The organism is Lysobacter sp. TAB13, from assembly GCF_052113885.1.
Classification (GTDB): domain Bacteria; phylum Pseudomonadota; class Gammaproteobacteria; order Xanthomonadales; family Xanthomonadaceae; genus Lysobacter; species Lysobacter gummosus.
Window position 1 is genome coordinate 17261 of the sequence record NZ_JBFRDR010000015.1, and the last position, 25079, is coordinate 42339.

A 25079-nucleotide genomic window follows, 5' to 3' on the forward strand; every position below is an offset into this window, starting at 1 on the left:
TATCGGCGACAACTTAACGCTTAGCCCTCAAGCAAACACCGCCCGCGCCGAAGGAAACGCCTCGAACAAATCCTGCACCGTGCCGCAGCGATCGGCGTCGTAACCCGGCAGCAGGCCCAGTTCCTGGCGGAAGCGCTCGCTGTGCAGGATCGCCATCACCTCGGCCAGCGCCGGCGCGGTCAGGGTCTGTTCGCGCACCAGGAAGAAGTAATGCTCCGAGGCGATCGGCAGGAATTCCAGGCCGTAACGCCGCGCCGGCGTTTCCAGGCCGAAGCCCGCGTCGGCCATGCCGCTGGCGACATAGGCCGCGACCGCGGCATGGGTGAGTTCGTCGATGCCGCAACCGCGTATTTCGCGGATCGAATGGCCTTGCTTGGCCAACATGCGCTCCAGCAGCAGGCGCGCGCCCGAGCCGTGTTGGCGATGGATAAAACGCACGTCCTCGCGCAGCAGATCGGCCAGCGTGCGGATGCGCTTGGGGTTGCCCGGCGCGACGATCAGGCCGATCCGCCGCGTCGCCAGATGCAGCGCGCGGTCGCCGACCGGGTCGATGCGATCGGCGTAGTGGCTGAGGATGTCGCGCTCGAATTCGCCGATCGGCAGATGCACGCCGGCCAGATCGCAATCGCCCGAGCGCAGCGCCGCCAGCGCCTCGCCGGGGCTGCGGTATTTCAGGTCGACGGCGACGTCGGCCTCATCGAGAAACCGCCGCAATGTCTCGACCGCGAATCCATGCGCCGCGTGCAGCCGCGGCGGCGCCGCCTGGGCGCTGAGCACGCGGCCGAGTTCGACTTCGACCTCCGAGGCCAGACTGTCCAGGGTCGGCGCCAGGCGCGCGGCGATGCGCTGGTCGGCCCACACCAGACTTTCGCCGAGCGCGGTCAGCGTGGCGCCGCGGCCGCGGGTCATGCGCAGCAACGGCGCGCCGAACAGCGAACGCGAGGATTGCAACAATCCCCAGGCATAACGATAGGACAGGTCCAGATCGCGGCACGCCGCCGCCAGCGAACCGGTCGCGTGCACGCCCAGCAGCAGATCGATCAGCTTGGGCGGCAACGGCCGGCCGTCGGCGGCGTGCAGGGTCCACTTGGGTTGGATCAATACTTTGAACATGTCCGCTCCGCGCGGTGGGGGCGCTCGCGCGCGGTTGCGATCGCTATGCGGTGCGCATCGGCACGTCGAACTGAGACCTGCTGCAGCGAACGGCGATGTCGCAGTTGGAAATGAAGCCGGTTGCAGGCAGATTCGATCGGACGCACGCAAACCTTTCGCGACCGCCGCGGTCGCGCATGGGTTGGACCGTCCATCGCCGCGGACGGATGCATCGGCATCGTGCGATCGTCGATGCGTTCGGCCGATCCGGCTACGACAACGGCAAGGATTCCCCGCCCATGAGTGTTTTTCTCCAAGCATCGCCGGGGCGCGCGCTGAGCGCGCTCGCCGCAGCGGCGATGCTGCTGGCGTGCGGCGGCGCGGCGGCGCGCGAAAGCCGCGCGGACATCCGCATCGTGCGCATCGACGCGGCGCAGATGCACGGCGCCTACGACGCCGCCGACCCGAGTCAGGCCAGCCTGGCCAAAGCGTGCAAAGCCTGGACGCTGCGACCGCAGCAGGCGGTTCAATTCTTTCGCCTGGCCAAGCAATACCCGCAAGGTCGCGGCGACGATTTCTATTGGCTGCCGTGTTCGATCAAGGGCCAGCTGATCGCCAGCGACGGTGTGTGGGATTTCGAGATCGACGCGGCCGCCACCGGCAGCTGGCGCCGCGGCGACATCGTGCGCCAGTGGGGCTGTCGCGACCGCCGCTGCAAGGCGCTGGTGCTGTTGATGCCCGACGACGGCGCGCCCTGAGCCGGGCCGGCATCGGGGTCGCGCGGGTGGCCGCATCGTCTTCATCGCCGTCCTCGTTTCCAGTAGCCGCCGCGCCCGGGCCTGGGCTCAGCACAGTGGCAGCAATAGGCTATCGATAGCCGATTATTAGACTACCCGAGGATATACGCCAACCCAGAGCTACGTTAGCCTCGCTGAGCGCCTCAGGACTGACCCCCCTTTATGTCCTGAAAAACCTATTTCGTACGAATCCGCAGTCCGTAGCATCGGGAGGGGTCCAAGCATGTCCAGTGAGAGCGCGGTGCTCGCAGCACCGCAGTCGGCCGCCGAAGGGTTGTTGTCGAAAGAACGCATCGTCGCCAAGCCGGGATTCAACCGCTGGCTGGTCCCGCCGGCGGCGCTGGCGATCCATCTGTGTATCGGCATGGCCTACGGCTTCAGCGTGTTCTGGCTGCCGCTGTCGAAGGCCGTCGGCATCACGCAAGCGATCGACTGCCCGAAAGAGATGGGCCTGTTCGCGCGCATGTTCGCCGCCGGCTGCGACTGGAAAGTCAGCGAGCTGAGCTGGATGTACACCTTGTTCTTCGTGCTGCTGGGTTGCTCGGCGGCGATCTGGGGCGGCTGGCTGGAACGCGCCGGTCCGCGCAAGGCCGGCGTGGTCTCGGCGGTGTGCTGGTGCGGCGGCTTGGTGATCTCCGCGATCGGGGTGAAAACGCATCAGATATGGATGCTGTGGCTGGGCTCGGGCGTGATCGGCGGCGTCGGCCTGGGGCTGGGTTACATCTCGCCGGTATCGACCCTGATCAAATGGTTTCCCGACCGCCGCGGCATGGCCACCGGCATGGCGATCATGGGCTTCGGCGGCGGCGCGCTGATCGGCAGCCCACTCGCCGACATGCTGATGAAGCACTACGCCAGCGCGACCTCGGTCGGCGTGTTAGAAACCTTCCTGACCATGGCCGCGGTGTATTTCGTGTTCATGATGGCCGGCGCGTTCGGTTACCGCGTTCCGCCCAGCGGCTGGAAACCGGCCGGCTGGACGCCGCCGGCGGCGAACAACAACGCGATGATCACCCAGCAGCACGTGCACGTGAAAAAGGTCTGGGGCATTCCGCAGTTCTGGCTGTTGTGGGGCGTGCTGTGCCTCAACGTCTCCGCCGGCATCGGCGTGATCGGCATGGCCTCGCCGATGCTGCAGGAAGTGTTCGGCGGCAAGCTGATCGGCGTGGACGGCGGCATCAAGAGTCTGGATGCGACCCAGCTGGGCCTGATCGCCACCATCGCCGCCGGCTTCACCGGCCTGCTGAGCCTGTTCAACATCGGCGGACGTTTCTTCTGGGCGTCCACCTCCGATTACATCGGCCGCAAGATGACCTACGTGGTGTTCTTCGTGCTGGGCTTCGCCCTGTACGCGGCGGCGCCGACGGCCGGCTCGGCGGGCAGCATCGCGGTATTCGTGGCGATCTTCTGCGTGATCCTGTCGATGTACGGCGGCGGCTTCGCCACCATCCCGGCCTATCTGGCGGACATGTTCGGCACCCAGATGGTCGGCGCCATCCACGGCCGCCTGCTCACCGCCTGGGCCACCGCCGGCATCCTCGGCCCGGTGGTGGTGACCTACATGCGCGACTACCAACTGGGCCTGGGCCTGCCGCCTTCGCAGGTCTACAACACCACCATGTATATCCTGGCCGGGATGCTGGTGCTGGGCCTGCTGTGCAACCTGATGGTGCGTCCGGTCGCGCAGAAGCATTTCATGACGCCGGAAGAACTGGCGCGCGAAAAAGCCCTCGCCCACGAGAAGACCGGCAGCAACGGCGAAGCGCTGTACACGCCGGAACAGATGGCCCTGGTCGGCCACGGCGGCAATCCGGCCCTGGTGCTGGGCGCCTGGGTCGCGATCGGCATTCCGATGGCCTGGGGCGTGTGGGTGACTTTGCAGAAGGCCTTCGTGCTGTTCCATTGAGGCCCGCGGCCGGACGGCTCCACGGCCGTCCGGCCACCGAATCGATATGAGTACTCAGCGACCATTGCCCGGCAGCGAACGCGATGCCGAACCCGAAGCCGATCGCGCCGGCGCGGTGCGGCGCACGGTGCGCCGACGGCGCGGCGCGAACGTGCGCGAGGCGCTGGACGCAATCGCCGCCGAAGTGCCGGTCGCGCTGATCTACAACGACACGCCGTTCGCGGTGATGATGGCCACGCCCGAGGATCTGGCCGATTTCGCCCTGGGTTTCTCCCTCAGCGAAGGCATCGTCGCCAGTGCCGGCGAATTGCGCGTGGAAGAAATCGCCACTTCGCTGGAAGGCATCAGCCTGCGCCTGAGCATCCCTGACGAACGCGCCGCCGCGCTCGAACAACGCCGGCGCAATCTGCAGGGCCGCAGCGGCTGCGGCGTGTGCGGCACGGAAAGCATCGAGGCGGTGCTGCGCCCGCCGCCGCGCGTGGGCGACAGCGCGCCGGTGCGCGCGCGTGCGCTGCAACGCGCCCTGCGCGAGTTGCGCCAGCGCCAACCGCTCAACGCGCTGACCGGCGCCACCCATGCCGCCGGCTGGGCCGACGCCCACGGCCGCGTGCTGCTGGTGCGCGAGGATGTCGGCCGCCACAACGCCCTGGATAAACTGATCGGCGCGATGTCCGCCGCCGGCATCGATCCGCTGCGCGGCTTCGCCGTGGTCACCAGCCGCGCCAGTTACGAGATGGCGATGAAAGCCGCGCAGGCCGGCATCGCGCTGCTGGCGGCGATCTCGGCGCCGACCGCGCTGGCGATCGCGCTGGCCCAGGCCGCGCACCTGACCCTGATCGGCTTCGCCCGCGACGACGGCCACGCCGTCTACACCCATGCGCAGCGTCTGCTCGAAAGCGACGGGCTCGAAGACGCCGCGCACCTCTCACGCGAACGCGACGCAGATCGCGACGCCACGGAATCGAACTCATGAGCAAGAAAACCATCCGCCCCTACGACGGCCCCGCCGGCGGCTGGGGCGCATTGCGCAGCGTCGCCACCCATCTGCTGGAACAGGACGTGCCGGTGCACGGCGCGCGCACCTTGTTGTCGGCGAACCAGCCCGACGGCTTCGACTGCCCCGGCTGCGCCTGGCCCGATCGCGATCACACCTCCACTTTCGAGTTCTGCGAAAACGGCGCCAAGGCCGTCGCCGCCGAAGCCACCCGCCATCGCGCCACGCCGGAGTTGTTCGCCAACTACACCCTCGCCGAGCTGGCCCGCTACAGCGACCATTGGCTGGAAAACCAGGGCCGCCTGACCCATCCGATGCGCTGGGACCCGGCCAGCGACCGCTATCTACCGATCACCTGGGACGAAGCCTTCGCCCGCATCGGCGCGCATTTGAACGCGCTGGCCTCGCCCGATCAGGCGCTGTTCTACACCTCCGGCCGTTGCAGCAACGAGGCCGCATTCTTGTATCAGTTGTTCGTGCGCGAGTTCGGCACGAACAACTTCCCCGATTGCTCGAACATGTGCCACGAGCCTTCCGGCACCGCCATGAAGGCGCAGATCGGCATCGGCAAGGGCACGGTGCAGTTGCGCGATTTCGAACTGGCCGATGCGATCTTCATCTTCGGCCAGAACCCCGGCACCAACCATCCGCGCATGCTCGGCGAATTGCGCCAGGCCTCCAAGCGCGGCGCGGCGATCGTTTCGTTCAACCCGCTGCGCGAGCGCGGGCTGGAGAAGTTCGCCGATCCGCAGGACAAGCTGGAGATGCTGCACAACGGCTCGACCCGCATCTCCTCGGATTATTTCCAGTTGCGCATCGGCGGCGATCTGGCCGCGCTCAAGGGCATGATCAAGCGCACTCTGGAACTGGATGCGCTGGCGCAGGCGGAAGGCCGCGCGCGGGTGATCGATATCGATTTCATCGCCGAACACACGCGCGGTTTCGATGCGTTCGCGAGTGAGGTGGCGACCGAATCGTGGGACACCATCGTCGCCGAGTCGGGCCTGTCGCGCGCCGAACTCGAACGCGCCGGCGATATCTACGCGCACGCCGAACGGGTGATCTGCTGCTGGGGCATGGGCATCACCCAGCACAAGCATTCGGTGGCGACGATCCAGATGATCCTCAACCTGATGCTGCTGCGCGGCAACATCGGCCGCCCCGGCGCCGGCCCCTGCCCGGTGCGCGGACACAGCAACGTGCAGGGCGACCGCACGATGGGCATCTACGAAAAACCCTCGCCCGCGTTCCTGGACCGGCTGCGCGAGGTGTTCGGTTTCGAACCGCCGCGCGAACACGGCCACGACACCGTCGGCGCCATCGAAGCCATGCTAGACGGCCGCTGCAAGACCTTCTTCGGCCTGGGCGGCAACTTCGCCACCGCCACGCCGGACACCGAGGCCACCCATCGCGCGCTGCGCCGCTGCGACCTGACCGTGCACGTGACCACCAAGCTCAACCGCAGCCATCTGGTGCACGGCCGCGACGCCTACATCCTGCCTTGCCTGGGCCGCACCGAAATCGATATCCAGGACACCGGCCCGCAAGGCGTCACGGTCGAGGATTCGATGAGCATGGTCCACCTGTCGGCCGGCATCAACGCGCCGGCCGATCCGATGCTGTTGTCGGAACCGGCGATCGTCGCACGCCTGGCCCACGCCACCCTGGGCGCGCGCAGCAAGGTGCCGTGGCTGTGGCTGATCGGCGATTACAACCGCATCCGCGACAAGATCGAGCAGGTGTTCGACGATTTCCACGACTTCAACCAGCGCCTGCGCGTGCCCGGCGGTTTCCACCTGACCAATTCGGCCAGCGAGCGGCGCTGGCTCAATCCCGAAGGCAAGGCGCTATTCAAGCCGCACGCGGTGCCGACCGACCTGCCCGTGCACCGCGCCCGCGCCAGCCACTCGCAACCGGTGTTCACGCTGGCGACCACGCGCTCGCACGATCAATACAACACCACCATCTACGGCATGAACGACCGCTATCGCGGCGTATTCGGCGAACGCCGGGTGTTGTTCATCAACGCGCAGGACATCGCCGCGTTGCAGATGAGCGCGGGCGACTGGGTGGATCTGGAAAGCCTGTGCGACGACGGCGTCAAGCGCGTCGCCAAACGCTTCATGCTGGTCGAGTACAACATCCCGCGCGGCTGTCTGGCCGCGTATTACCCGGAAACCAATTCGCTGGTGCCGCTGTCGAGCTTCGCCGACGAAGCACGCACGCCGACTTCGAAATCGATTCCGGTGATCGTGCATCCGCACCAGCCGCAGCCGGCGCAAAGCCTGCAGTCGGCCAGGGACATCGGCCTTGTCCGAGTTGACTGAGCCGCTGCTGGCGATGCTGGCCGGCGAAGCCGGCGGCGTCTCGCTGCCGCGCCTGTGCAAGCGGCTGGGCGTGCGCATGAGCGTGCTGCTGCGCGAGCTGGCGTGGATCGGCGAAGACGCGATCGGCGATCATCCCGCGCCGGGCTGGGTGCGGGTCGAAGCGCATGGCGAGAGCAGCGTGGCGGTGCTGACCGAGCGCGGACGCGAGCGTCTGCGCAGCGGCGAGATCTCGAACTAAAGCAACGCCGCTCTTTGCTTAAGCGGCGCGAGGCTCAGTAAGAACGCCCGTCGATCGGCACGATCTTCAGCGATTTCAGATCGACCCCGTCCAGGCAGCGCACGTTGATCGCCGTCATCGGCGTACCGTCGGGCATCGACGCTTCGCTGTACGGCGCGATGCCGCAGTTGCGGCAGAAGTGGTGATCGATCGAATGTTTGTTGAAGTGATACGTGCCCACCTCGGCCGGATCGCTCTTCAGGCTGAAGGCCGCGCGCGGCACGAACCAGAGCAGGCCGCCGCGGCGCTGGCACATCGAACAATTGCAGTCGATGGCCTGATCGATCTGGCCCTCGACTTCATACGCGACCTTGCCGCAGTGGCAACTGCCGGTGTAAGTGGTCATGCGCGCGCTCCCGTCCCGTTGAAGACGCGAGAATAACGTTGCCGCGCTATCCTCGTCGCCTGACGAACGTCACCCGTCGCCGCGACAACCGCCCATCCGCCGCCTCAGGAGCCCTGTCATGGATCCCATCGCCGGAAGCACCATCATCCCGTCCCTGCGCTACCGCAACGCGCCCGCCGCGATCGAATGGCTGTGCCGCGCCTTCGGTTTCGAGAAACACGCGGTCTACCAGGACGGCGAGATCGTCCACCATGCCCAGCTGACCTACGGCCCGGGCATGATCATGCTCGGCTCGGTCGTCGATGGCGATAACGAGTGGAGCAAGCGCATCGTCCAACCCGATGAGATCGGAGGGCGCGAAACTCAGGCCTGCTCGGTCGTCGTCAGCGACGCCGACGAGCACTACGCGCGCGCCCGCGCGGCCGGCGCGCAGATCGTGGTCGCAGTCGCCGACCAGGACTACGGCGGACGCGCCTACACCTGCCGCGACATCGAAGGCCGCCTGTGGTGGTTCGGCACCTACAATCCCTGGAACCTATGAACCGCAAATCGAGCAAGTCCGATCATCCCTCCGCCGGCGGCGATCTGTTCGCCGCCGCGGCCAAGCCCGCGGCCGTGGATCCGCTCGCCGGCAACAACGGCGTGGCGCCCATCGACGGCATCCGCAGCGGCATCGGCGGCTGGACCTTCGTGCCGTGGCGCGACAACTTCTATCCCAAAGGCCTGGTGCAGCGGCGCGAGCTGGAATACGCCAGCCGCCAGCTCAGCAGCATCGAAATCAACGGCACCTTCTACAGCGCGCAGAAGCCGGCGACCTACGCCAAATGGGCCGCGGACACGCCGGAACATTTCATGTTCTCGCTCAAGGCGCCCGGCCGCATCACTCAGGCCGGCGCGTTGGCCAAGGCGAATTCGGGCGCGAAGGCCTTCATCGACGGCGGCCTGGGCGAATTCGGCGAACGGCTCGGGCCGATCCTGTGGCAGCTGGCGCCCAGCCGCCGCTTCGATGCCGACGACCTGACGCCGTTCCTCGACGCCCTGCCGCTCACGCTCAACGGCCGCGCGCTCAAGCACGTGCTGGAAGTGCGCCACGCGAGCTTTCTCGATCCGGCCTATCTGCAACTGGCGCGCGAGCGCCGCATCGCCACGGTGTTCACCGATTCCGACGAATATCCGTCGCTGGCCGACATTACCGGCGATTTCGTCTATGCGCGGCTGATGCGCGCGCGCGCCAACATCGCCACCGGTTATCCCGAGGACGAGCTCGACGCCTGGGCGCGGCGCGCGCAGGCCTGGGCGCGCGGCGAGGACAATCCGGAGCTGCCGCATGTCGGCGCGCCGCTGGCCAAGGCCGCGCCGCGCGAAGTGTTCGTGTATTTCATCAGCGCGGCGAAGGAGCGCAATCCGGCGGCATCGATGCGGCTGCTGGAGATGATCGGGGCGCGTTGAACGCGCCGCGGTCGCGTTGCTGACGCACGGCGGCGGCCCCGGCGCTTGAGCGCGGCGCCGGGATACGCGAGGCTGCGCATCGAAACCGCACCGAACCGCATCGATTCCAACGCGAGTCATCGTCATGGCCAGTCGTCGCGAATTCCTCAGTTCCACCGCCGTGGTCGCCACCGGCCTTGCTCTCGCGCCGTTGAGCGTCTGCAGCAGCGAAGCGCCGTCGGCGGCGGCCGCCGAGCGTCCGGATACGCCGTTCTCCGGCGTGCTGATCAAACGCAAGATTCCCGCGACCGGTGAACTGCTGCCGGTGATCGGTCTGGGCACCTCGGGCAATTTCGAAATCGGCGACGACTTGGCTGCGCGCGAACCGCTGCGCGAAGTGGTCAGGCGTTTCGTCGATGCCGGCGCGCGCGTGGTCGATACCGCGCCGACCTATTCCAGCGCCGAGGACGTGCTCGGCGAACTGGTCGCGCAGGCCAAGCTGCGCGATCGCCTGTTCCTGGCGACCAAACTGTCCGGCGTCAGCGGCCGCGCCGAAGGGCTGGCGCAGTTCCAGCGCTCGCTGCAGCGCCTGCGCACCGATCGCATCGACCTGCTGCAAGTGCATAACCTGCGCGACACCCGCACGCAGCTGGCCTTGGCGCGCGAACTCAAGCAACAGGGCAAGGTGCGGCTGGTCGGCCTCACCCATTACCTGGAAAGCGCGCACGCGCAACTGGCGCAGGACATGCGCGCGCTCAAGCCGGACTTCATCCAGATCAATTATTCGGTGATATCGCGCGGCGCGGAGCGGACGATCCTGCCGCTGGCGGGCGAGCTCGGCATCGCGGTGATGATCAACCGCGCCTTCGAAGACGGCCGCCTGTTCGCCCAGGTCAAGGGCAAGCCGCTGCCGGCGTGGGCGGGCGAGGTCGGCGCCGATTCGTGGGCGCAGTTGTTCCTGAAGTTCGTGCTCAGCCAGCCGGCGGTGACGGTGGTGATTCCGGCTACGGCTAAGCCCAGGAATCAGACCGATAATCTCAAAGCCGGGGTTGGGGCGATGTTGGATGCTGAGCAGCGTGAGGCGTTGATTGCTGCGGTGGGGTGAGAGGTGAGTGCGCAACTCTCAGTCCGTCATTCCCGCGAACGCGGGAATCCAGCGGCTTTCGTGCAGGTCGCGTCAAAGTCACTGGATTCCCGCGTTCGCGGGAATGACGGCCTTGAGGGAATGACGGTCTGCAAGGGAAACGAAAACCGAATCAAGCAGCGGGCGCCATCCGCCCGCCGCCATCGATCCCTTCGCTCAATACGCCACAGTAAACCGCTTGCGCGAATGCGCCGGCTGCTCCAGCTCATCGATCAGCGCGACCGCGTAATCCTGCACCGAAACATTGCTCTCGCCCTTGTCATCGACCAGCAGTTGATCGCCGCCGATGCGGAACCGGCCGCTGCGCTCGCCCGGCACCAGGTGCGCGGCCGGGGACAGGAAGGTCCAGTCCAGTTCGCGCTCGCCGCGCAGCGTGTTGAGCACCGTGCGCATGGCTTCGGCGCCGCCGCGGTATTGCTCCGGGAAGCCGGGCTGATCGAGCACCTGCTGACCGGGCGAGACCTCCAGGCTGCCGGCGCCGCCAACCACCAGCAGGCGCGGCACCGAGGCCTGCTTCAGGCCGTCGACGATCTGCGCGTAACCGGCGACCGTATCGGCGCCGAGATTCGGGTTGTTCCAGCCGCCGGCGTTGAACGAGGCGATCACCGCCTCGTGGCCGCGCACCAGCTCGGCGACCTTGGCCGGGTCGCCGCCGTCGATGGCTGCCGCCTTAGCGGTCAGGCCGGCGTGGGCCGGCAGCGAGGCGGTGTCGCGGGCCACGGCGGTGACGCGGTGGCCGCGGCTCAGGGCTTCTTCGAGTACGGCGCGGCCGACGTAGCCGGTGGCGCCGATCAGGACGATGTTCATGGGTGACTCCAGTGAGGTGAGGACGGGATATAGTTTGCTCACTTAAAGACCCCGCGATAATCCGGCCACAGAAGCTAAGACCATGAAGCTGGACTTCACGATAGACCGCCTCAAGCGCATGGCCCTGTTCGCCCGCGTGGTCGAACTGGGCTCGATGAGCGCGGCCGCGCGCGAGCTGGACATGACCCCCTCGGCGGTCAGCCAGCAACTGCGCCAGTTGGAGAGCGAAACCGGCGTGGTGCTGCTGCATCGGTCCACCCGCAAGCTGACCACTACCGAGATCGGCCAGGCCTATTACGAGGACTGCGCGGCGATGCTGCACGCCGCGCGCAACGCCGACGGGCGCCTGGGCGACCTGCGCGACACGCCGCGCGGCGAGTTGCGGGTCGCGGTGCCGGTAGGGTTCGCCTCGCACCTGGCGCCGGCGCTGGCGCCGCTGCTGCGCGCGTATCCGGAGTTGTCGCTGCGCGTGTTCGCCGACGATCGGCAGATCGACCTGATCGCCGAGCGCATCGATCTGGCGATCCGGATCGGGCGCCTGCTGGACTCCAATCTGATCGCACGGCGCATGGCCGAATGGCGGCATCTGCTGGTGGCCTCGGCGGCGTATGCGCGCGAACACGGCCTGCCGGCGACGCCGGAGGAGCTGTCGCAGCATCCGATGCTGATCCTCAGCGTGATCAATCAGCCCGAGTACGTGGAGCTGTATCGCGACGGCGAACCCTCGCGGCGCGTGCGCGTGAGCGGACGCATCGTCAGCAACAGTTCGCGCACGGTGAAGGAGATGATGCTGCAGGACCTGGGCATCGTGCGCCTGCCCGAGCCCGATGCGGCGCCGCTGCTGGCCGACGGCCGCGCCGTGCTGGTGTTGCCGGACTGGACGATGCCGCCGCTGGGCGTGTTCGCGGTGACCGCGCAGCGCGATGCGCAGCCGGCGAAGGTGCGGATGGCGATTGCGGCGTTGCAGGAGTATTTGCGGCGGTGAGTTTCGGGTGGTCTGGCCGAAAAGCGTCGGGGCTGAAGCCCCTCCCACAAAAGACTTCGCGGCTACGAGGTTTGTTGTGGGAGGGGCTTCAGCCCGATGCTTTTCGGTCAGGGCGATTCGATTCGATCCGAATGCTACGACAACCCGCGCAGCCGCGAAGTCTTTTGTGGGAGGGGCTTCAGCCCCGATGCTCTTCGCTCAGCACCCACGCAACCCCAACAGATCAGCCCACCAGCTTCGCCAAAGCCCGCACCGGAAACGTCCCCATGCCCTTCACCTTCGGCGGCACCGCGCTGAAGCTGAAACCCTCATCCGGCAGCGCGGCCAGATTGCGCAGGTGTTCGACGATCAGAATGCCGGCGCCGAGCAAGGTCGAATGCACCGGCCGGCTCTTGCCGCGCGTGTCGTCGATATTCACCGAGTCGATCCCGACCAGCTTGACTCCGCAATCGCGCAGCCACACCGCCGCCGATTCGGTCAGGAACGGATGGTCCACGCCATAGGCCGCGGTGGCGAAATGCACGTCCCAGCCGGTATGCACCAACACCGCGCGGCCGCGCAGCTCCAGATCGCGGAAATACGTATCGTCGATCGCGCGCACGTCCGCGCCGACCCGCACCACGATCGCGTCGAGGTCGGCGCAGTCTTCCGCGCCGATTTCGGACAGATCCTTGCCGTCGGCATAGCGATGCGAAGGACAGTCGATGTAGGTGCCGGTGTTGGCGACCATGTCGATGCGTCCGATCTGGAACTGCGTGCCTTCTTCGTAAATGTCGCGCGAGCGTTCGCGGCTGAGGTAATCGCAGATGTGCGCCGGCGGCATGCCCGGATACGTGACCAGCCCGTCTTCGATGGTGTGGCTCAGATCGATATAACGGATGCTGCCGCTCTCGATCGCGCCGGCCTTGCGCTTGTGCGCTTCGACCAGGATGCGCTTGTTGAGGATGCGCGCCGGGCCGACCATCAACAGGCGCAGATCGCGCACGATGTAGTCGATCAGCTCGGCATCGCTGATGTCGTCGCCGTCGATGTCGAGACGGAAGCCTTGGCCTTGCAGGCCGCCGCCGTTGCTGAATTCGATGTCGAAGTCGAATTGGACGCGGTGTTGGATGGGGGACACGTGAGGCTCCGGGTAAAACTGCTGATTCGTTTGTTGCTCGTCATTCCCGCGAACGCGGGCTCGGCTTTACTTCGGCGAAGCCGAACATCCAGTGACTTTGACGCGATCTGCACGAAAGTCGCTGGATTCCCGCGTTCGCGGGAATGACGGAGTGAGAGGTGCGCGGGAAGCGGGAATGCAAAAGGCGCGACAACAGCGGCATCCGCGCGATGCCATTACGATGCCGCAGCCGGCAGAGGCCTACTTAGCCGCCCGCTGACTCAACGCCACACTCCCCAAAATCAACATCGCCGCGATCACCATCGTCACCGTCAACGGCTCGCCCAGCAGCATCCAGCCCCAGGCCACGCCGAACAGCGGCACCAGATAGGTCACCGCAACCGCGCGGGCGGCGCCGATGCGCTGGATCAGGCGGTAGTACATGACGAAAGCGATGCCGGTGCAGACCACGCCCAGCATCGACGCGGAGAACCACGACTTGGCCGCGATCGCGTGATCGGGCCAGTTGGCGATCGCGAACGGCAGGATCAGCAGCGCCGAGGTGCCCAGCGTCGCCGCCGCGACCGCGGCCGCCGGCAGGCCGGTGAGCTGGCGCCGCACCAGGTTGGCGCCGATGCCGTACAAGAACGCGGCCGAACAGCCGGCGGCGACCGCCCAGCCGATGCTCGCGCCCGCGGTCTTGCCGCTGGCCAGCACCACCACGCCGGCGAAACCGGCGAGCAAGGCGATCGCGCGCTTGCCGCCGATCTTCTCACCGAAGAACAGGAACCCGACCAGGGCGGTGAACAGCACCGCCATCGAATTGGTGATCGCGCCGATGCCGGCCGGCGCGCGCTGCGCGGCCCAGGCGAACAGGATGAAGGGAATCGCCGAATTGATCAGGCCGATCAAGGCGAGCTTGGCCCAGATCGCGCCCTTGAACGAAGCGCGCGCCTTCCACAGGAACGGCAGCAGGATCAGCGCGCCCAGGCCCAGGCGCATCTCCACCAGCGGCACCGCGCCGAAATCTTTCGCCGCCACGCGCATGAACAGGAACGAGGAGCCCCAGATCGCGCCGAGGATGGTCAGCTCCAGCGGCGTGCGCCAGGACTGTGCGGTCGCCGCTTCGCCCGTGGGCGTAGCGGTGGGTGGCGATTCGGCGGGCATGCGGAGCGTTTGCGACGTACTCATCTCGACCTCGCGAGTGACGGTGGCGGAACGACCGGAGCGTGGGGGCGCCGGCTGGCGATTCTGGGTGCAGCATGCCGCTGACGAAGCGGCGGGAATATCCGTAATCGGCCTGGTCCGGGATGCGCGAACCGGCGTGTGCGGTTGCGGATTTCATCCATCGGTCCGGGCCGGTGGAGCGGCCTGTCGCGATCCGTTCGTGTCTGCCGGGCCCGGCGGTTGCATCGCCTCGCCGCGGGTCGGCCACAGGCCGTTTCGACACCGCTGCGACCGCCTGCAAACGCCAGCGATGCGGCCCGTGGCGACAATCTGGCTTTTCCCTCCCCGCTATTCTGACTGGCCGCCAAACCCAGACAAGCGCATACTTTCGAACCCAGGCACAAATTTAATTTAAGGCTCGACATGGCCCTCAGAGCAGACTGGTTACCGGCCCTGGCGGCGTTCGAAGCGGCCGCGCGCCACCAGAATTTCGCCCATGCCGCCGAAGAGCTGCATCTGACCGCCAGCGCGATCAGCCATCACGTGCGCAAACTCGAAAGCCGGCTCGGCCTGAGCCTGTTCCAGCGCCATGCGCGCGGGGTGGCGCTGACCGACCAGGGCCGTCAGCTCGCCGACGCCGCCGGCACCGCCCTGGCCGACATGGACGGCGTGCTGCGCAGCCTGCGTCTGGCGCGCGAAGAGCGCGACCGCGTGCGCATCACCACCCTGCACTCGCTGGCCTACATCTGGCTGCTGCCGCGCCTGAGCCAGTTCACCCGCGCGCACCCGCAAATCCAGCTCAGCGTCGATACCGAGATCGCGCTGACCCGTTTCGACGACAGCGGCCCCGACATCGGCATCCGTCACGGCGCCGGCCATTGGCCGGGGCTGACCGCGCACCATCTGATGGACGATGCCTTGTTCCCGGTGGCCTCGCCCAACCTGCCCGGCGTCGAGCAGATCACCGAGCCTGCGCAGATCGCCGAGATGCCGTTGATCGCCGATCAGGCCCGGCAGGGCTGGCACGACTGGTTCCGCGCCGCGGACGTGCACGGGCGTAAGCTGGAAGAGCGCTACATCTTCAGCAACACCACCGACGCGATGATGGCGGCGGCGCAAGGCATCGGCGTGGCGTTGGCGCGCGAGCAGATCGTGGGGCCGTATCTGCGCTCGGGCCAACTGATCCGCCTGCCCGGCCCGGCGATGCCGGCTCGGTGGGGGTATTACGCGATCTATCCGTCGCATCGGCGTTTGCGGGCGACGGCGCAGACGTTTTTGGATTGGTTGTTGGCGGTGGAGAAGAACTGAGGCTGAAGCCCGCACGGCAATTCTGCCCCCTTTGAAAAAGGGGGCGGGCGCCCGGCGAGAATCGGCTTCTGGCTGAACCGCAGCGCGGGGGATTTGCTCTTTGCTGTGCGTCGTCCTAGAGCAAAAGCAAATCCCCCCTGCCCCCCTTTTTCAAAGGGGGGAGGCGGTTGGAAGGTGGAGTTGGGATCTGGAGGGATGTCGGCTTCGAAGCCTGAGACCTGCGCGCCAATATTGCCCCCTTTGAAAAAGGGGGCGGGCGCCCGGAGAGAATCGGTTTCGGGCTAAACCGCAGCGCGGGGGATTTGCTCTTCGCTGTGCGTCGTACTGAAGCAAGAGCAAATCCCCCCTGCCCCCCTTTTTCAAAGGGGGGAGGCGGTTGGAGGGTGGCGTTTAGGTCTGGAGGGACTTCGGCTTCGAAGCCTGAGACACGCGCGCCAATATTGCCCCCTTTGAAAAAGGGGGCGAGCGCCCGGCGAGAATTGGTTTCCGGCTAAACCGCAGCGCGGGGGATTTGCTCTTCGCTGTGCTTCGTACTGAAGCAAAAGCAAATCCCCCCTGCCCCCCTTTTTCAAAGGGGGGAGGCGGTTGGAAGGTGGCGTTGGGGTCTGGAGGAGTTCGGCTTCGGGTCGTGCTGAGTGAGCGATTCGACTTTGCCTACTTCTTCGCACCCGGCCGCTTCGACGACCGGGGCCGCTTAACCGGCGCCGCATTCGCCTTACGCAACGCCGCCTCGAACGCCAACCTTAGCCACGGCCTCATATCCTGCGGCGAATCCATCGCCGCCTCCGGCACCGACCAATAGCTGGTCGGCACCGTCTCGCCGCGCCGCGTGTACATAAAAGGCCCGCTGCCGGCGGCGCGGAACCGTTCCTGGGTGTCGGCGTCGGTCTTCAGATACAACACCTCGCCCGACACCAATCCGATCATCACGCCGTCGTGGTAGACGCCATGACCGCCGAACATCCGGCGCGCGCTCAGCGCGCCGAAGTCCGAGGCCAGATCCTGCAGATGCGCGATCAGATCGTTGCTCATGGCCGCGATCTTATCGCCATCGCCACATCAGAACTTATGCCACAGGCGCACGAAATACGAAGCGCCGTTCAAGCCGAACTGCACGCTGTCGAAGATGTGGCCGTTGTCGGTTTCGTCCGGGTTCTGCCGGGTCGGCTTGACGTTGAGCAGATTGGCGCCGCCGACGGTCAGCTTGGTGTTGTCGCTGAAGGCGTAGGTCACGCTCAAATCGGCCGAGCTCTTGGCCTTGTAATGCGCGTTCGGCACGCCGCCGGCGGTGCCCGAGAACGTGCCCAGGGTCTGCGGCCCGAAGTAGATCAGCTTGAGGTTGCCGTCCCAGGCGCCGCGCGACAGGTCGAAGCCGAGCACGGCCTTGGACTTGGGCGCACCCTGCTCGATGAACAAGCGCTCGCGCTCGGACAACAGCACGTCTTCGCGGCCGATCAGCGCCGGCGGCGCGTGGATGGCGTTGACCTTGGTGCGGTTGAGGTTCAAGGCGAAGAAGGTGCCGAGCTTGAAGTCGTTGCCCAGTTCGCGCTCGTTGTTGAAGGTGAAGTCCACGCCTTCGGTGCGGGTATCGACCGAGTTGACGAAGAACTGCGCCTGGCCGACGCCGAGCGAATCCAGGATGGTGCCGATGGTCGGATCGGTGGTGTCGAAGCGGCCGCTGAGCACGATGCGGTCGTCGATGTCGATGCGATACGCGTCCAGGGTCAGCGAGGTGTCGGCGGTCGGCGACCAGGTCAGGCCGAGGGTGTAGTTGCGCGACTTCTCCTTGGTCAGCAGCGGCAGGCCGGCGGCGTTGGCGATGGTGCCGCCGTTGGGCGCGATCACCACGTCCACCGGTTCGCCGTTGACGAAGTCGGTGATGGTCGAGGAGAAATACTTCTGCTGCAGCGACGGCGCGCGGAAACCGGTGCTGGCCGAGGCGCGGAACATCAGCGTGTCGGTGGCGCGGAAGCCGGCGGCGAGCTTGCCGGTGGTGGTCTTGCCGAAGTCGCTGTAGTCCTCGTAGCGCAGCGCCACGCCGGCGGTGAAGCGTTCGGTGAAATCGGCTTCAACGTCGGCGTAGGCCGACCAGCTGTCGCGGCTGTGGGCGCCGGCATCGGCCGGCTGGAAGCCCGGGAAGCCCTGGCTGCCGGCGTTGCCGCCTTCGCCGACGCCGTCGGCGTCGATATAGGAACCCGGCTCGCCGGCGAAGATCTTGTACTTCTCGTTGCGCCGTTCCAGGCCGAAGGCGACGTTGAGGCCCTTGAATATCTGGTCGTAGAAACGGTTGACGTCGAAGTTGATCGTGTTCTGCTCGAACGAGAATCCGCCGGCATCGAAGCTGCGCGCGCTCACGCCCTTGCCGCCGTTAAGCAGGTCGAGGTTGGCGATGGACGCGTTGAGGGTGTTGTTGATCGTGTAGCGCAGCTTGTTGTAGCCGTAGGTGTAGGACAGGTCGGCGTTCCACTCGCCCATCGCCCAGCGCAGGCCGAGGATGCCGAAGCGGTCGTCGATGTCGCCGTCGATGAAGGGCACGAAGCCGTCGGGATACATCGCTGCCGAGTTGCGCGAGGGGATGTCTTCCGAGCCCAGGCCGTCGCGCGCGAACGCGGCCGAGGACGCGTCGCGGCGCTGCACGCCGAGGGTGAAGTACAGGTCCACGTTCTCGGCCAGCGGCTTGTCGCCGTTGAGGAACAGGGTTTCGTTGCGGATCTTGGAATCGCCGATGATGCGCGGGCTGCCGGCCGGCTCGGAGCGGTCGGAGCGGCCGCGGTCCTGCCATTCGCCGGTGATGCCCAGGCTGCCGTCGCTGCCCAGGCCGAAGCCGCAGTAAGCGGTGGCCAGCCAGTTTTCGCCATCGCCCTTGGAGTACTGGCCGTAGCCGGCGACCGCTTCGCAGCCCTTGCGCTTCTTCAGCGAGATGTTCATGACCCCGGCGATGGCGTCGGAGCCGTACTGCGCGGCGGCGCCGTCGCGCAGGATCTCGACGCTGTCGATCGCCATCAGCGGAATGGTGTTGAGGTCGGTGCCGGTGTTGCCGCGGTTGCGCGCGCCGAACAGATTCAGCAGCGCGGTGGTGTGGTGGCGCTTGCCGTTGACCAGCACCAGGGTCTGGTCCGAGCCCAGGCCGCGCAGCGCGGCCGAATCGACCAGGTCGGCGCCGTCGGCGCCGCTCTGGCGGGTGGAGTTGAATGCGGGCGCGGTGTACTGCAGCGACTGGGCGAGGTCGAACTGCGCGCCCTCTTCCACGGTCTTGGCCATCGGCAGCACATCGACCGGCGAGATCGAGGTGGTGTCCGAGGAACGTTGGCTGCGGCGCGAACCCAGCACCGACACCGTCTCAAGCGTGCGCGCCTCGCTGGCCGGCGCGGGCGCCGCGTCCTGGGCGGCGTCCTGAGCCAGTGCGCTGCCGGCGAACAGGCTGCCTCCGAGCCATAACGCGCAATGGACCGCGCGGAACAAGCCGGCGCGGTGCAGGCGGGCACGGGGGGCGAGACGGGGCTGGGTCATAGCGGAATCCTTGCTGGTCTGGCGGGGCGATCCCCCTAGCCTAAAGCCAAGACACCCGTTCGTGCACAGTGGCCGGACCGGAACTGTGAAAGGAAGCGTGCGGGTGGTTGCGGTCCCGGGGCTGCGGACGGCATGGCCAGCAGAGCGGCGCGAACCTTTGCCCCCTTTGAAAAAGGGGGCGGGCGCCCGGCGCGGGATGGTTCCAGATCGAACACCGCAGCGCGGGGGATTTGCTTTCGCGAACCGTTGCCCCCTTTGAAAAAGGGGGCGGGCGCCCGGCGCAAGATGGTTCCGGATCGAACACCGTAGCGCGGGGGATTTGCTTTGGCTTTGCGGTGGCGGATTCGGGCGAAGAGCAAATCCCCCCCGCCCCCCTTTTTCAAAGGGGGGAGGCGTCGGGCTTCAGAAGGTCGAGGCGCTTGGCGTTATCGGCGGGCGTTGGAGATAGATCCGTGAGACTTGGACGGCTACCGACGCCGATCTACTTCGCCGGAACATCCGCCTTCACCGGCGTCGCCTCAGCCTTGAGCGGCACGTTCTCCGCCGACTCCACCCAACGTGCGAAGAACCCCGCCAGATCGCGCCCGCTCGCCCGCTCCATCGCCGCGCGGAAATCCGCGGTGACCACCGAATGGCCGTAATAAGCCCGGGTGTAAGCGCGAATGCCGCGCCAGAACGCGCGCTCGCCCAGTTCCTCGCGCAGCACGTGCAGCACATAGGCGCCCTTCTGATAGACCACGGCGCGATCGTCGGCGCTGGGCTTGTTCCAGCTCGCATAAACCAGCGCATGGTCCTTGCCGCTTTCGCGCAGCTTGTCCACGCGCCGCTTCCACGCATCCACCCGCTCGCGATACGCCGCATCGCCGAAGCGATGCTGCATGTAGGCGGCGGCCATGAAGTTGGCGAAGCCTTCGTTGAGCCAGAAATGGCCCCAGTCGCGGCTGGTGACCATGTTGCCCCACCACTGGTGCGCCAACTCGTGCGCGATCAGCGATTCGTTCTCCGGCTTTTCCAGCACTTCGCGGCCGTAGGTTTCCGACATCAGCGAGAAGCCGTCCAGTTCCTGACCGATGGTCTTCGCCACCAGCGCCTGGGTGTAGTCGCCGCGATAACGGATGCCGGCGCGGCGGCCGAAGAAACGCATCATGTCGGCGCTGTCGGCGAACACGCGGCGCAATTGCGCGGCTTGCAGATCGGCGGAGAGAAAACGCAGAGCGCCGTTTTCGCCGGTGGCGCCGGCCTCGGCGTAACGTCCGGCGGCGAAGCCGTAGACGTAGCTCGGCATCGCCATGTCCTGGCGCCAGCGATACGAATCGCGGCGGCCGCCCAACGCCGACTTGGCCACCAGCCGACCGTTGCCGACCGCCTTCAGGCCGCTGGGCACGGTCAAGGTCAGGTCCAGGCTCGCGCGCTCGGACGGCGCGTCGATGCATACCAGCCATTGGCTGGTGGAGAAGATCGTGTAGACCTCGCCGCGCTCGGGATGGAATTCCAGGCCGTAACGCGGCGCGCCGCGGTAGGCGATGTCGATCTCGTGGCGCTCGCCGGCCGCGCCGGGTTTGGGCAATCGCACGCGCAGACGCTGTTCGACCTTCTCGAAGTTCAGCGCCTGCCCGCGTTCGCCGACCCGCTCGATGTCCAGATCGCCGGCGTCGAACTCCAACTGCTGCGCGCCGTCGCTGCGCAAGGCCAGGCGGATCGACACCTGCCCGCGCAAGCTTTTGGCGCCGATGTCCGGTTCGATGCGCGCGGTGTAATGCAGCACGTCGAGATTGGCGCCGGCGCGCGCGGCGCCCTGCGCCAGCGCGGAACCGGCCGCGCAGCCGCACGCGAGCGCCAGCGCCGCGGCGGCGATGCGGCGGCGCAACGAAGAAACTCCGGATTGGCTCAACGGCTGATGCATCGGTGATTCGTCCTGCCCCACGCGCCGCGCGACGCGCTCCTGTTTTGATACCTGCCGCCGCGGCCGCCGGAATCGGCGAAGCGTGCGCGGCCTGCGCGTGATCCGCGCGAGCGGACCGGCCGTGCGCAGATGATCGCCGATCAGGCCGCCAGGCCGAAACCCATGCGTTGTCAGCAATTTGTACTAGGTTCGGGATGACGCGCGCGAACCGGCAGATCGGGTAAAGCTCCGCCGCGGCCGCGCGCGGGTTCGGGCCCGCCCCGCGCGCGGACGATCGCGCGCGAAGCCGCATTCAGGCGCTTTTCGCGCCGCAGTGCAGCATCGCGGGCGCTGCCGGTTCTGCGCCTCCGGTCACTGACAGCGCTGTCATACATAGGACAAGGTGCGGGCCGTGGACGCAGGCGCGCGGACGATCGCGACGCGGGCGCTCACGCCCTTCCCTGCAAGCCAGTTGCCTTCTGCAAGGCCCTGCCGCGGCACGAAGCCGCCAGACCCTCCCAGTCTGAAGCCCTGACGGATCGCCATCGCTTGCCCACTTCAGGAGCTCAACGATGGTCACTCGCCGTAAGTTTCTCGGCGCCTCCGCGGCCGCACTCGCCGCCGGCGTCGCCAGTCCGCTGATATCGCGCCAAGCCTTCGCGGCCACGTCGGCGCGCTTCAATCTCGCCCTGGTCAACGCCTCGGGGCAGAACACCGCGTATGCCTACGTGGTCGGTTTGTCCAACGACCGGCCGTTCTTCGTGCGCGCCGACGGCGGCAGCTATTTCCCGCCTTCGCCGTCTTCGCCGGTGACGCCGTTGGGTCAGGACTGCGCGATTCCGCTCGGCGGACAGGGCTCGACCACGCGGGTGTCGGTGCCGCGCATGTACGGCGCGCGCATTTACCTCGTCACCGGCAGCAAGCTCAATTTCTACGTGAATCCCGGCCCGGCCGTGGTGCATCCCAGCTTCCTCAACACCAGCGACACCAACTTCCATAAGAACTGGACTTTCGCCGAATTCACCTTCAACGAGTTCGAGTTGTTCTCGAACATCAGCTACGTCGATTTCGTCGCCGCGCCGCTGAGCCTGTCGCTGCGCTCGCTGTCGGGCCGCAGCGAAACCGTTCCGGGCCTGCCGGCCGGCTCGCTGGATCCGATCTGCTATTCGCTGCAGCAACAGGCCTCGCAGGAAGGTTCGGCCTGGGATTCGCTGATCCAGCGCGGCAGCGACGGCCGCAACCTGCGCGCGATGAGCGCGCACTACCAGGCCGCCCGCTTCCAGAATTATCTCAGCGGCTACATCAACTCGGTCTGGAGCAAGTACGCCTCCAACACCTTGACGGTGGATACCCAGTCCGGCTTCGGCGTGTTGACCGCGCGCGTCGGCGGCGACGGCCTGCTGCGCTTCAACAACGGCGAGACCTTCGCCCGTCCCAGCACCGCCGACGTGCTCAGCTGCGACAGCGGCCCCTTCAGCCTGGCCGGCGCCAGCGAGGTGCGCAAGGCGATTATCCCGCGCCTGGCCGCGGCCTTGAACCGCACGACCCTGCTCGACAACGCCAACCAGCCGCAGGGCGAAGTCGCCAGCCGGTTCTATCGCAACGCCCAGACCAACCACTACGCGCGGCTGGTGCACGAGCGCCTGCCGGACAATCGCGGCTACGCCTTCCCCTACGACGACGTGGCGCCGAGCGGCGGCCAGGATTTCAGCGGCGCGGCGCGTTCGGGCGATCCGGATACCTTGACGGTGACCTTGCGCGCGTTGCGTTGACGATTGCGCGGCGGGCGCCTTGAGCGTCCGCCGCTTTCGCCGGCTCGCTGATTCGGCGCGCCGACCGGGGGCGACGGCTTCACGGGGCGTGTTCGCGGCGAAGATTTATCCTGCAGGCCTCGCCGCTTTCGCAGGAATCGCCATGAACGCCGACCGATACCAGGACCTGGGCAAGCTGCTGCTGCGGCTGACCTTGGGCGCGCTGATCCTGCTTCACGGCGTGTCCAAGTTGCGCGGCGGCACCGAGGCCATCGTCGGCCTGGTGCAGGCGCACGGGCTGCCGGGCTTTCTCGGCTACGGCGTGCTGATCGGCGAAGTGCTGGCGCCGCTGCTGCTGATTCTGGGCTGGCATGCGCGCGTCGGCGCGGTGCTGATCGCCGGCAACATGCTGGTGGCGCTGGCGCTGGTGCATCTGGGCCAGTTGGGCGAGCTCAACAAGGAAGGCGGCTGGGCGATCGAGCTGCAGGCGATGTTCCTGGGCACCGCGGTGGCCATCGCGTTGCTGGGGCCTGGGCGGTACAGCCTCAACGACAAATAACAACCGATGCGGAACTTCCGCTGGATTTTGTGGGAGGGGCTTCAGCCCCGAGGCTTTTCGCTCAGATCCAGATAAATTTCACCGCGATCCGAGCCAAGAGCATCGGGGCTGAAGCCCCTCCCACAAAAGACTTCGCAGCCCTTCGCTCGGACTCAAATCCGATTGACCCGGAACTTGCGTCCCTTGATCTTGCCCTCGCGCAAACGCGCCAGCGCGGCCGCGGCCTGGGAAGTCGCGACGGCGACGTAGGAACGCGTGGCGTAGACGTTGATCTTGCCGACTGCATCGGCCTTCAAGCCGGCGTCGCCGGTCAACGCGCCGAGGATGTCGCCGGGACGCAGCTTGTCGGTCTTGCCCGCGTCGATGCGCAAGGTCGCCATCGGCGCGGCCGGGGCGTTCTTGGCTTTTCCGCTCAACGGTTCGGCGCGGCGCCATTGCAAGGGCGCGCCCTGCATTTGTTCGATCTGCTGGGCGCGGCCGGTTTCGCGCGGGCCGCACAGGCTCAGCGCGACGCCGCCGCGTCCGGCGCGGCCGGTGCGGCCGATGCGGTGCACGTAGACGTCCGGGTCGGTCGGCAAGTCGTAGTTGACCACCGCGCCGAGGTCTTCCACGTCGAGCCCGCGCGCGGCCACGTCGCTGGCGACCAGCACGTTGCAGCTGCGATTGGAGAAACGCACCAGCACTTCGTCGCGATCGCGCTGTTCCATTTCGCCGTGCAGAGCCAGCGCGGTGAAGCCGTAGTGGCTGAGCGAGCCGACCACTTCCTCGGTGTCCTTGCGCATGTTGCAGAACACCACGCACGAATCGGGCCGGTATTCGAGCAACAACGCGCCCAGCAGCGGGGTCTTCTTGGCCGGATCGACTTCGTAGAAGTATTGTTCGATCCGCGGCGCGCTGCTCTGGCCTTCGACCGTGACCTCGACCGGTTCGCGCATCGCGGCGCGGGCCAGTTCGCGGATCGCGTCGGGGAAGGTCGCCGAGAACAACAGGCTCTGGCGGTTCTTCGGCGTCTTGGCGACGATCTCGCGCATGGGTTCTTCGAAGCCCATGTCGAGCATGCGGTCGGCTTCGTCGAACACCAGCGTGCGCACGCCGTCGAGCTTCAGCGCTTTCTTGCGCAGCAATTCCTGCAGGCGGCCGGGCGTGCCGACCACCACGTGCGGCGCGTGTTCCAGCGACGCCAGCTGCGGCCCCAGGGCCATGCCGCCGCACAGCACGGAGACTTTCAGATTCGGGATTGCGAAGGCCAGCTTGCGCAGCTGGTTGCCGACCTGATCGGCCAGCTCGCGGGTCGGGCACAGCACCAGGGCCTGGGTGCGGATCGCGGCCGGGTCCAGCGCCTGCAGCAGGCCCAGGCCGAAGGCGGCGGTCTTGCCGCTGCCGGTCGGCGCCTGCGCGATCAGGTCGCGGCCGTCCAGGATCGCCGGCAGCGCGCGCGCCTGCACCGGGGTCATGACGGTGTAGCCGAGCGCGGCCACGCCCTGCAGCAGGGCGGGACTCAGGGAAAGGGTGTCGAAAGCGGCGGTGTCGGCCGGGGGCGTGGGCGGATTCATGCGCCATGATCGCAGCTTCGGGGCACGGGCACACGGCAAGCCCCGGCCTGCGCGGTCCATTCCCAAGCCGATCCGGCCCTCGCCGGCCACTCGCGCCGCCTCGATCCCCCACCAAAGTCATCGCCCGCGAGCATCGCGTCCCGCACT

At 67.1% G+C, this 25079-nt stretch carries 21 protein-coding genes and 1 pseudogene; 13 read left to right on the forward strand and 9 right to left on the reverse strand.

The genetic code is table 11. The features are described 5' to 3' along the window. Nucleotides 1-27: 27 nt before the first annotated feature. On the reverse strand, nucleotides 28-1113 hold the full coding sequence (locus tag AB4Y92_RS17395) for a substrate-binding domain-containing protein (protein WP_441820794.1): 1086 nt from the start codon (nucleotides 1111-1113) through the stop codon (nucleotides 28-30). Between the two features lie 278 nt (nucleotides 1114-1391). On the opposite strand from AB4Y92_RS17395, the gene AB4Y92_RS17400 reads away from it, so the two are divergent. The 5 genes from AB4Y92_RS17400 to AB4Y92_RS17420 all read left to right on the forward strand — a co-directional run bounded on the left by AB4Y92_RS17400 (nucleotide 1392) and on the right by AB4Y92_RS17420 (nucleotide 7354). Further along, complete coding sequence (locus AB4Y92_RS17400) at nucleotides 1392-1850, forward strand: hypothetical protein (RefSeq protein ID WP_441820795.1); 459 nt, start codon at nucleotides 1392-1394, stop codon at nucleotides 1848-1850. 262 nt (nucleotides 1851-2112) lie between these two features. Continuing rightward, a complete protein-coding gene (locus AB4Y92_RS17405; protein WP_441820796.1) occupies nucleotides 2113-3795 on the forward strand; it encodes an OFA family MFS transporter in 1683 nt (560 codons plus the stop codon). Nucleotides 3796-3841: 46 nt separating this feature from the next. Continuing rightward, on the forward strand, nucleotides 3842-4768 hold the full coding sequence (fdhD, locus tag AB4Y92_RS17410) for a formate dehydrogenase accessory sulfurtransferase FdhD (protein ID WP_441820797.1): 927 nt from the start codon (nucleotides 3842-3844) through the stop codon (nucleotides 4766-4768). Further along, the gene (locus AB4Y92_RS17415) at nucleotides 4765-7116 is read left to right on the forward strand and encodes an FdhF/YdeP family oxidoreductase (RefSeq protein ID WP_441820798.1); all 2352 of its coding nucleotides are present in this window, start codon (nucleotides 4765-4767) and stop codon (nucleotides 7114-7116) included. Before fdhD ends, AB4Y92_RS17415 begins: the two co-directional genes overlap by 4 nt. Nucleotides 7117-7129: 13 nt before the next feature. Next, on the forward strand, nucleotides 7130-7354 hold the full coding sequence (locus tag AB4Y92_RS17420; protein WP_441820879.1) for a hypothetical protein: 225 nt from the start codon (nucleotides 7130-7132) through the stop codon (nucleotides 7352-7354). A 34-nt stretch (nucleotides 7355-7388) separates the two neighbouring features. On the opposite strand, the gene AB4Y92_RS17425 is transcribed toward AB4Y92_RS17420, so the two are convergent. Further along, complete coding sequence (locus AB4Y92_RS17425; protein ID WP_441820799.1) at nucleotides 7389-7739, reverse strand: GFA family protein; 351 nt, start codon at nucleotides 7737-7739, stop codon at nucleotides 7389-7391. Nucleotides 7740-7857: 118 nt separating this feature from the next. On the opposite strand from AB4Y92_RS17425, the gene AB4Y92_RS17430 reads away from it, so the two are divergent. The 3 genes from AB4Y92_RS17430 to AB4Y92_RS17440 all read left to right on the forward strand — a co-directional run bounded on the left by AB4Y92_RS17430 (nucleotide 7858) and on the right by AB4Y92_RS17440 (nucleotide 10272). Continuing rightward, the gene (locus AB4Y92_RS17430) at nucleotides 7858-8280 is read left to right on the forward strand and encodes a VOC family protein (RefSeq protein WP_441820800.1); all 423 of its coding nucleotides are present in this window, start codon (nucleotides 7858-7860) and stop codon (nucleotides 8278-8280) included. A gap of 74 nt (nucleotides 8281-8354) precedes the next feature. After that, entirely contained in the window at nucleotides 8355-9188 is an 834-nt protein-coding gene (locus AB4Y92_RS17435) for a DUF72 domain-containing protein (RefSeq protein WP_441820880.1), read from the forward strand. A 124-nt stretch (nucleotides 9189-9312) separates the two neighbouring features. Then, nucleotides 9313-10272, forward strand: coding sequence for an aldo/keto reductase (locus AB4Y92_RS17440; RefSeq protein ID WP_441820801.1), 960 nt, complete (start codon nucleotides 9313-9315; stop codon nucleotides 10270-10272). A gap of 195 nt (nucleotides 10273-10467) precedes the next feature. Here AB4Y92_RS17440 and AB4Y92_RS17445 read toward each other — a convergent pair whose 3' ends face one another. After that, the gene (locus tag AB4Y92_RS17445; protein WP_441820802.1) at nucleotides 10468-11118 is read right to left on the reverse strand and encodes an NAD(P)-dependent oxidoreductase; all 651 of its coding nucleotides are present in this window, start codon (nucleotides 11116-11118) and stop codon (nucleotides 10468-10470) included. A gap of 82 nt (nucleotides 11119-11200) precedes the next feature. Between AB4Y92_RS17445 and AB4Y92_RS17450 the strand changes: the two genes are divergently transcribed. Then, entirely contained in the window at nucleotides 11201-12103 is a 903-nt protein-coding gene (locus AB4Y92_RS17450; protein WP_441820803.1) for a LysR family transcriptional regulator, read from the forward strand. 223 nt (nucleotides 12104-12326) lie between these two features. On the opposite strand, the gene AB4Y92_RS17455 is transcribed toward AB4Y92_RS17450, so the two are convergent. Next, complete coding sequence (locus AB4Y92_RS17455; protein WP_441820804.1) at nucleotides 12327-13223, reverse strand: cyclase family protein; 897 nt, start codon at nucleotides 13221-13223, stop codon at nucleotides 12327-12329. Nucleotides 13224-13463: 240 nt separating this feature from the next. Next, a complete protein-coding gene (locus AB4Y92_RS17460; protein ID WP_441820881.1) occupies nucleotides 13464-14369 on the reverse strand; it encodes a DMT family transporter in 906 nt (301 codons plus the stop codon). A 423-nt stretch (nucleotides 14370-14792) separates the two neighbouring features. On the opposite strand from AB4Y92_RS17460, the gene AB4Y92_RS17465 reads away from it, so the two are divergent. Then, nucleotides 14793-15677, forward strand: a complete 885-nt coding sequence (locus tag AB4Y92_RS17465; RefSeq protein ID WP_441820805.1) for a LysR substrate-binding domain-containing protein — start codon at nucleotides 14793-14795, stop codon at nucleotides 15675-15677. Between the two features lie 654 nt (nucleotides 15678-16331). On the opposite strand, the gene AB4Y92_RS17470 is transcribed toward AB4Y92_RS17465, so the two are convergent. The 3 genes from AB4Y92_RS17470 to AB4Y92_RS17480 form a co-directional block, all read right to left on the reverse strand. Further along, nucleotides 16332-16709, reverse strand: a complete 378-nt coding sequence (locus tag AB4Y92_RS17470) for a TfoX/Sxy family protein (RefSeq protein ID WP_441820806.1) — start codon at nucleotides 16707-16709, stop codon at nucleotides 16332-16334. Nucleotides 16710-16736: 27 nt separating this feature from the next. Then, on the reverse strand, nucleotides 16737-19187 hold the full coding sequence (locus AB4Y92_RS17475) for a TonB-dependent receptor plug domain-containing protein (protein WP_441820807.1): 2451 nt from the start codon (nucleotides 19185-19187) through the stop codon (nucleotides 16737-16739). A 481-nt stretch (nucleotides 19188-19668) separates the two neighbouring features. Next, entirely contained in the window at nucleotides 19669-21090 is a 1422-nt protein-coding gene (locus AB4Y92_RS17480) for a M1 family metallopeptidase (protein WP_441820808.1), read from the reverse strand. A gap of 551 nt (nucleotides 21091-21641) precedes the next feature. On the opposite strand from AB4Y92_RS17480, the gene AB4Y92_RS17485 reads away from it, so the two are divergent. The 3 genes and pseudogenes from AB4Y92_RS17485 to AB4Y92_RS17495 all read left to right on the forward strand — a co-directional run. Beyond that, complete coding sequence (locus tag AB4Y92_RS17485) at nucleotides 21642-22841, forward strand: glycoside hydrolase family 64 protein (protein ID WP_441820809.1); 1200 nt, start codon at nucleotides 21642-21644, stop codon at nucleotides 22839-22841. Nucleotides 22842-22983: 142 nt separating this feature from the next. Then, nucleotides 22984-23379 carry a DoxX family protein gene (locus AB4Y92_RS17490; protein ID WP_441820810.1) on the forward strand — a complete coding sequence of 132 codons (396 nt, stop codon included), beginning with the start codon at nucleotides 22984-22986 and terminating at the stop codon, nucleotides 23377-23379. Between the two features lie 29 nt (nucleotides 23380-23408). Further along, nucleotides 23409-23495 (forward strand): annotated as a pseudogene (locus tag AB4Y92_RS17495) (DUF6053 domain-containing protein); the annotation flags it as partial. Nucleotides 23496-23531: 36 nt separating this feature from the next. Here the strand turns inward: AB4Y92_RS17495 and dbpA are convergent. Continuing rightward, nucleotides 23532-24932: an ATP-dependent RNA helicase DbpA gene (dbpA, locus tag AB4Y92_RS17500; protein WP_441820811.1), complete on the reverse strand. Its 1401-nt coding sequence runs from the start codon at nucleotides 24930-24932 to the stop codon at nucleotides 23532-23534. Nucleotides 24933-25079 lie beyond the last annotated feature (147 nt).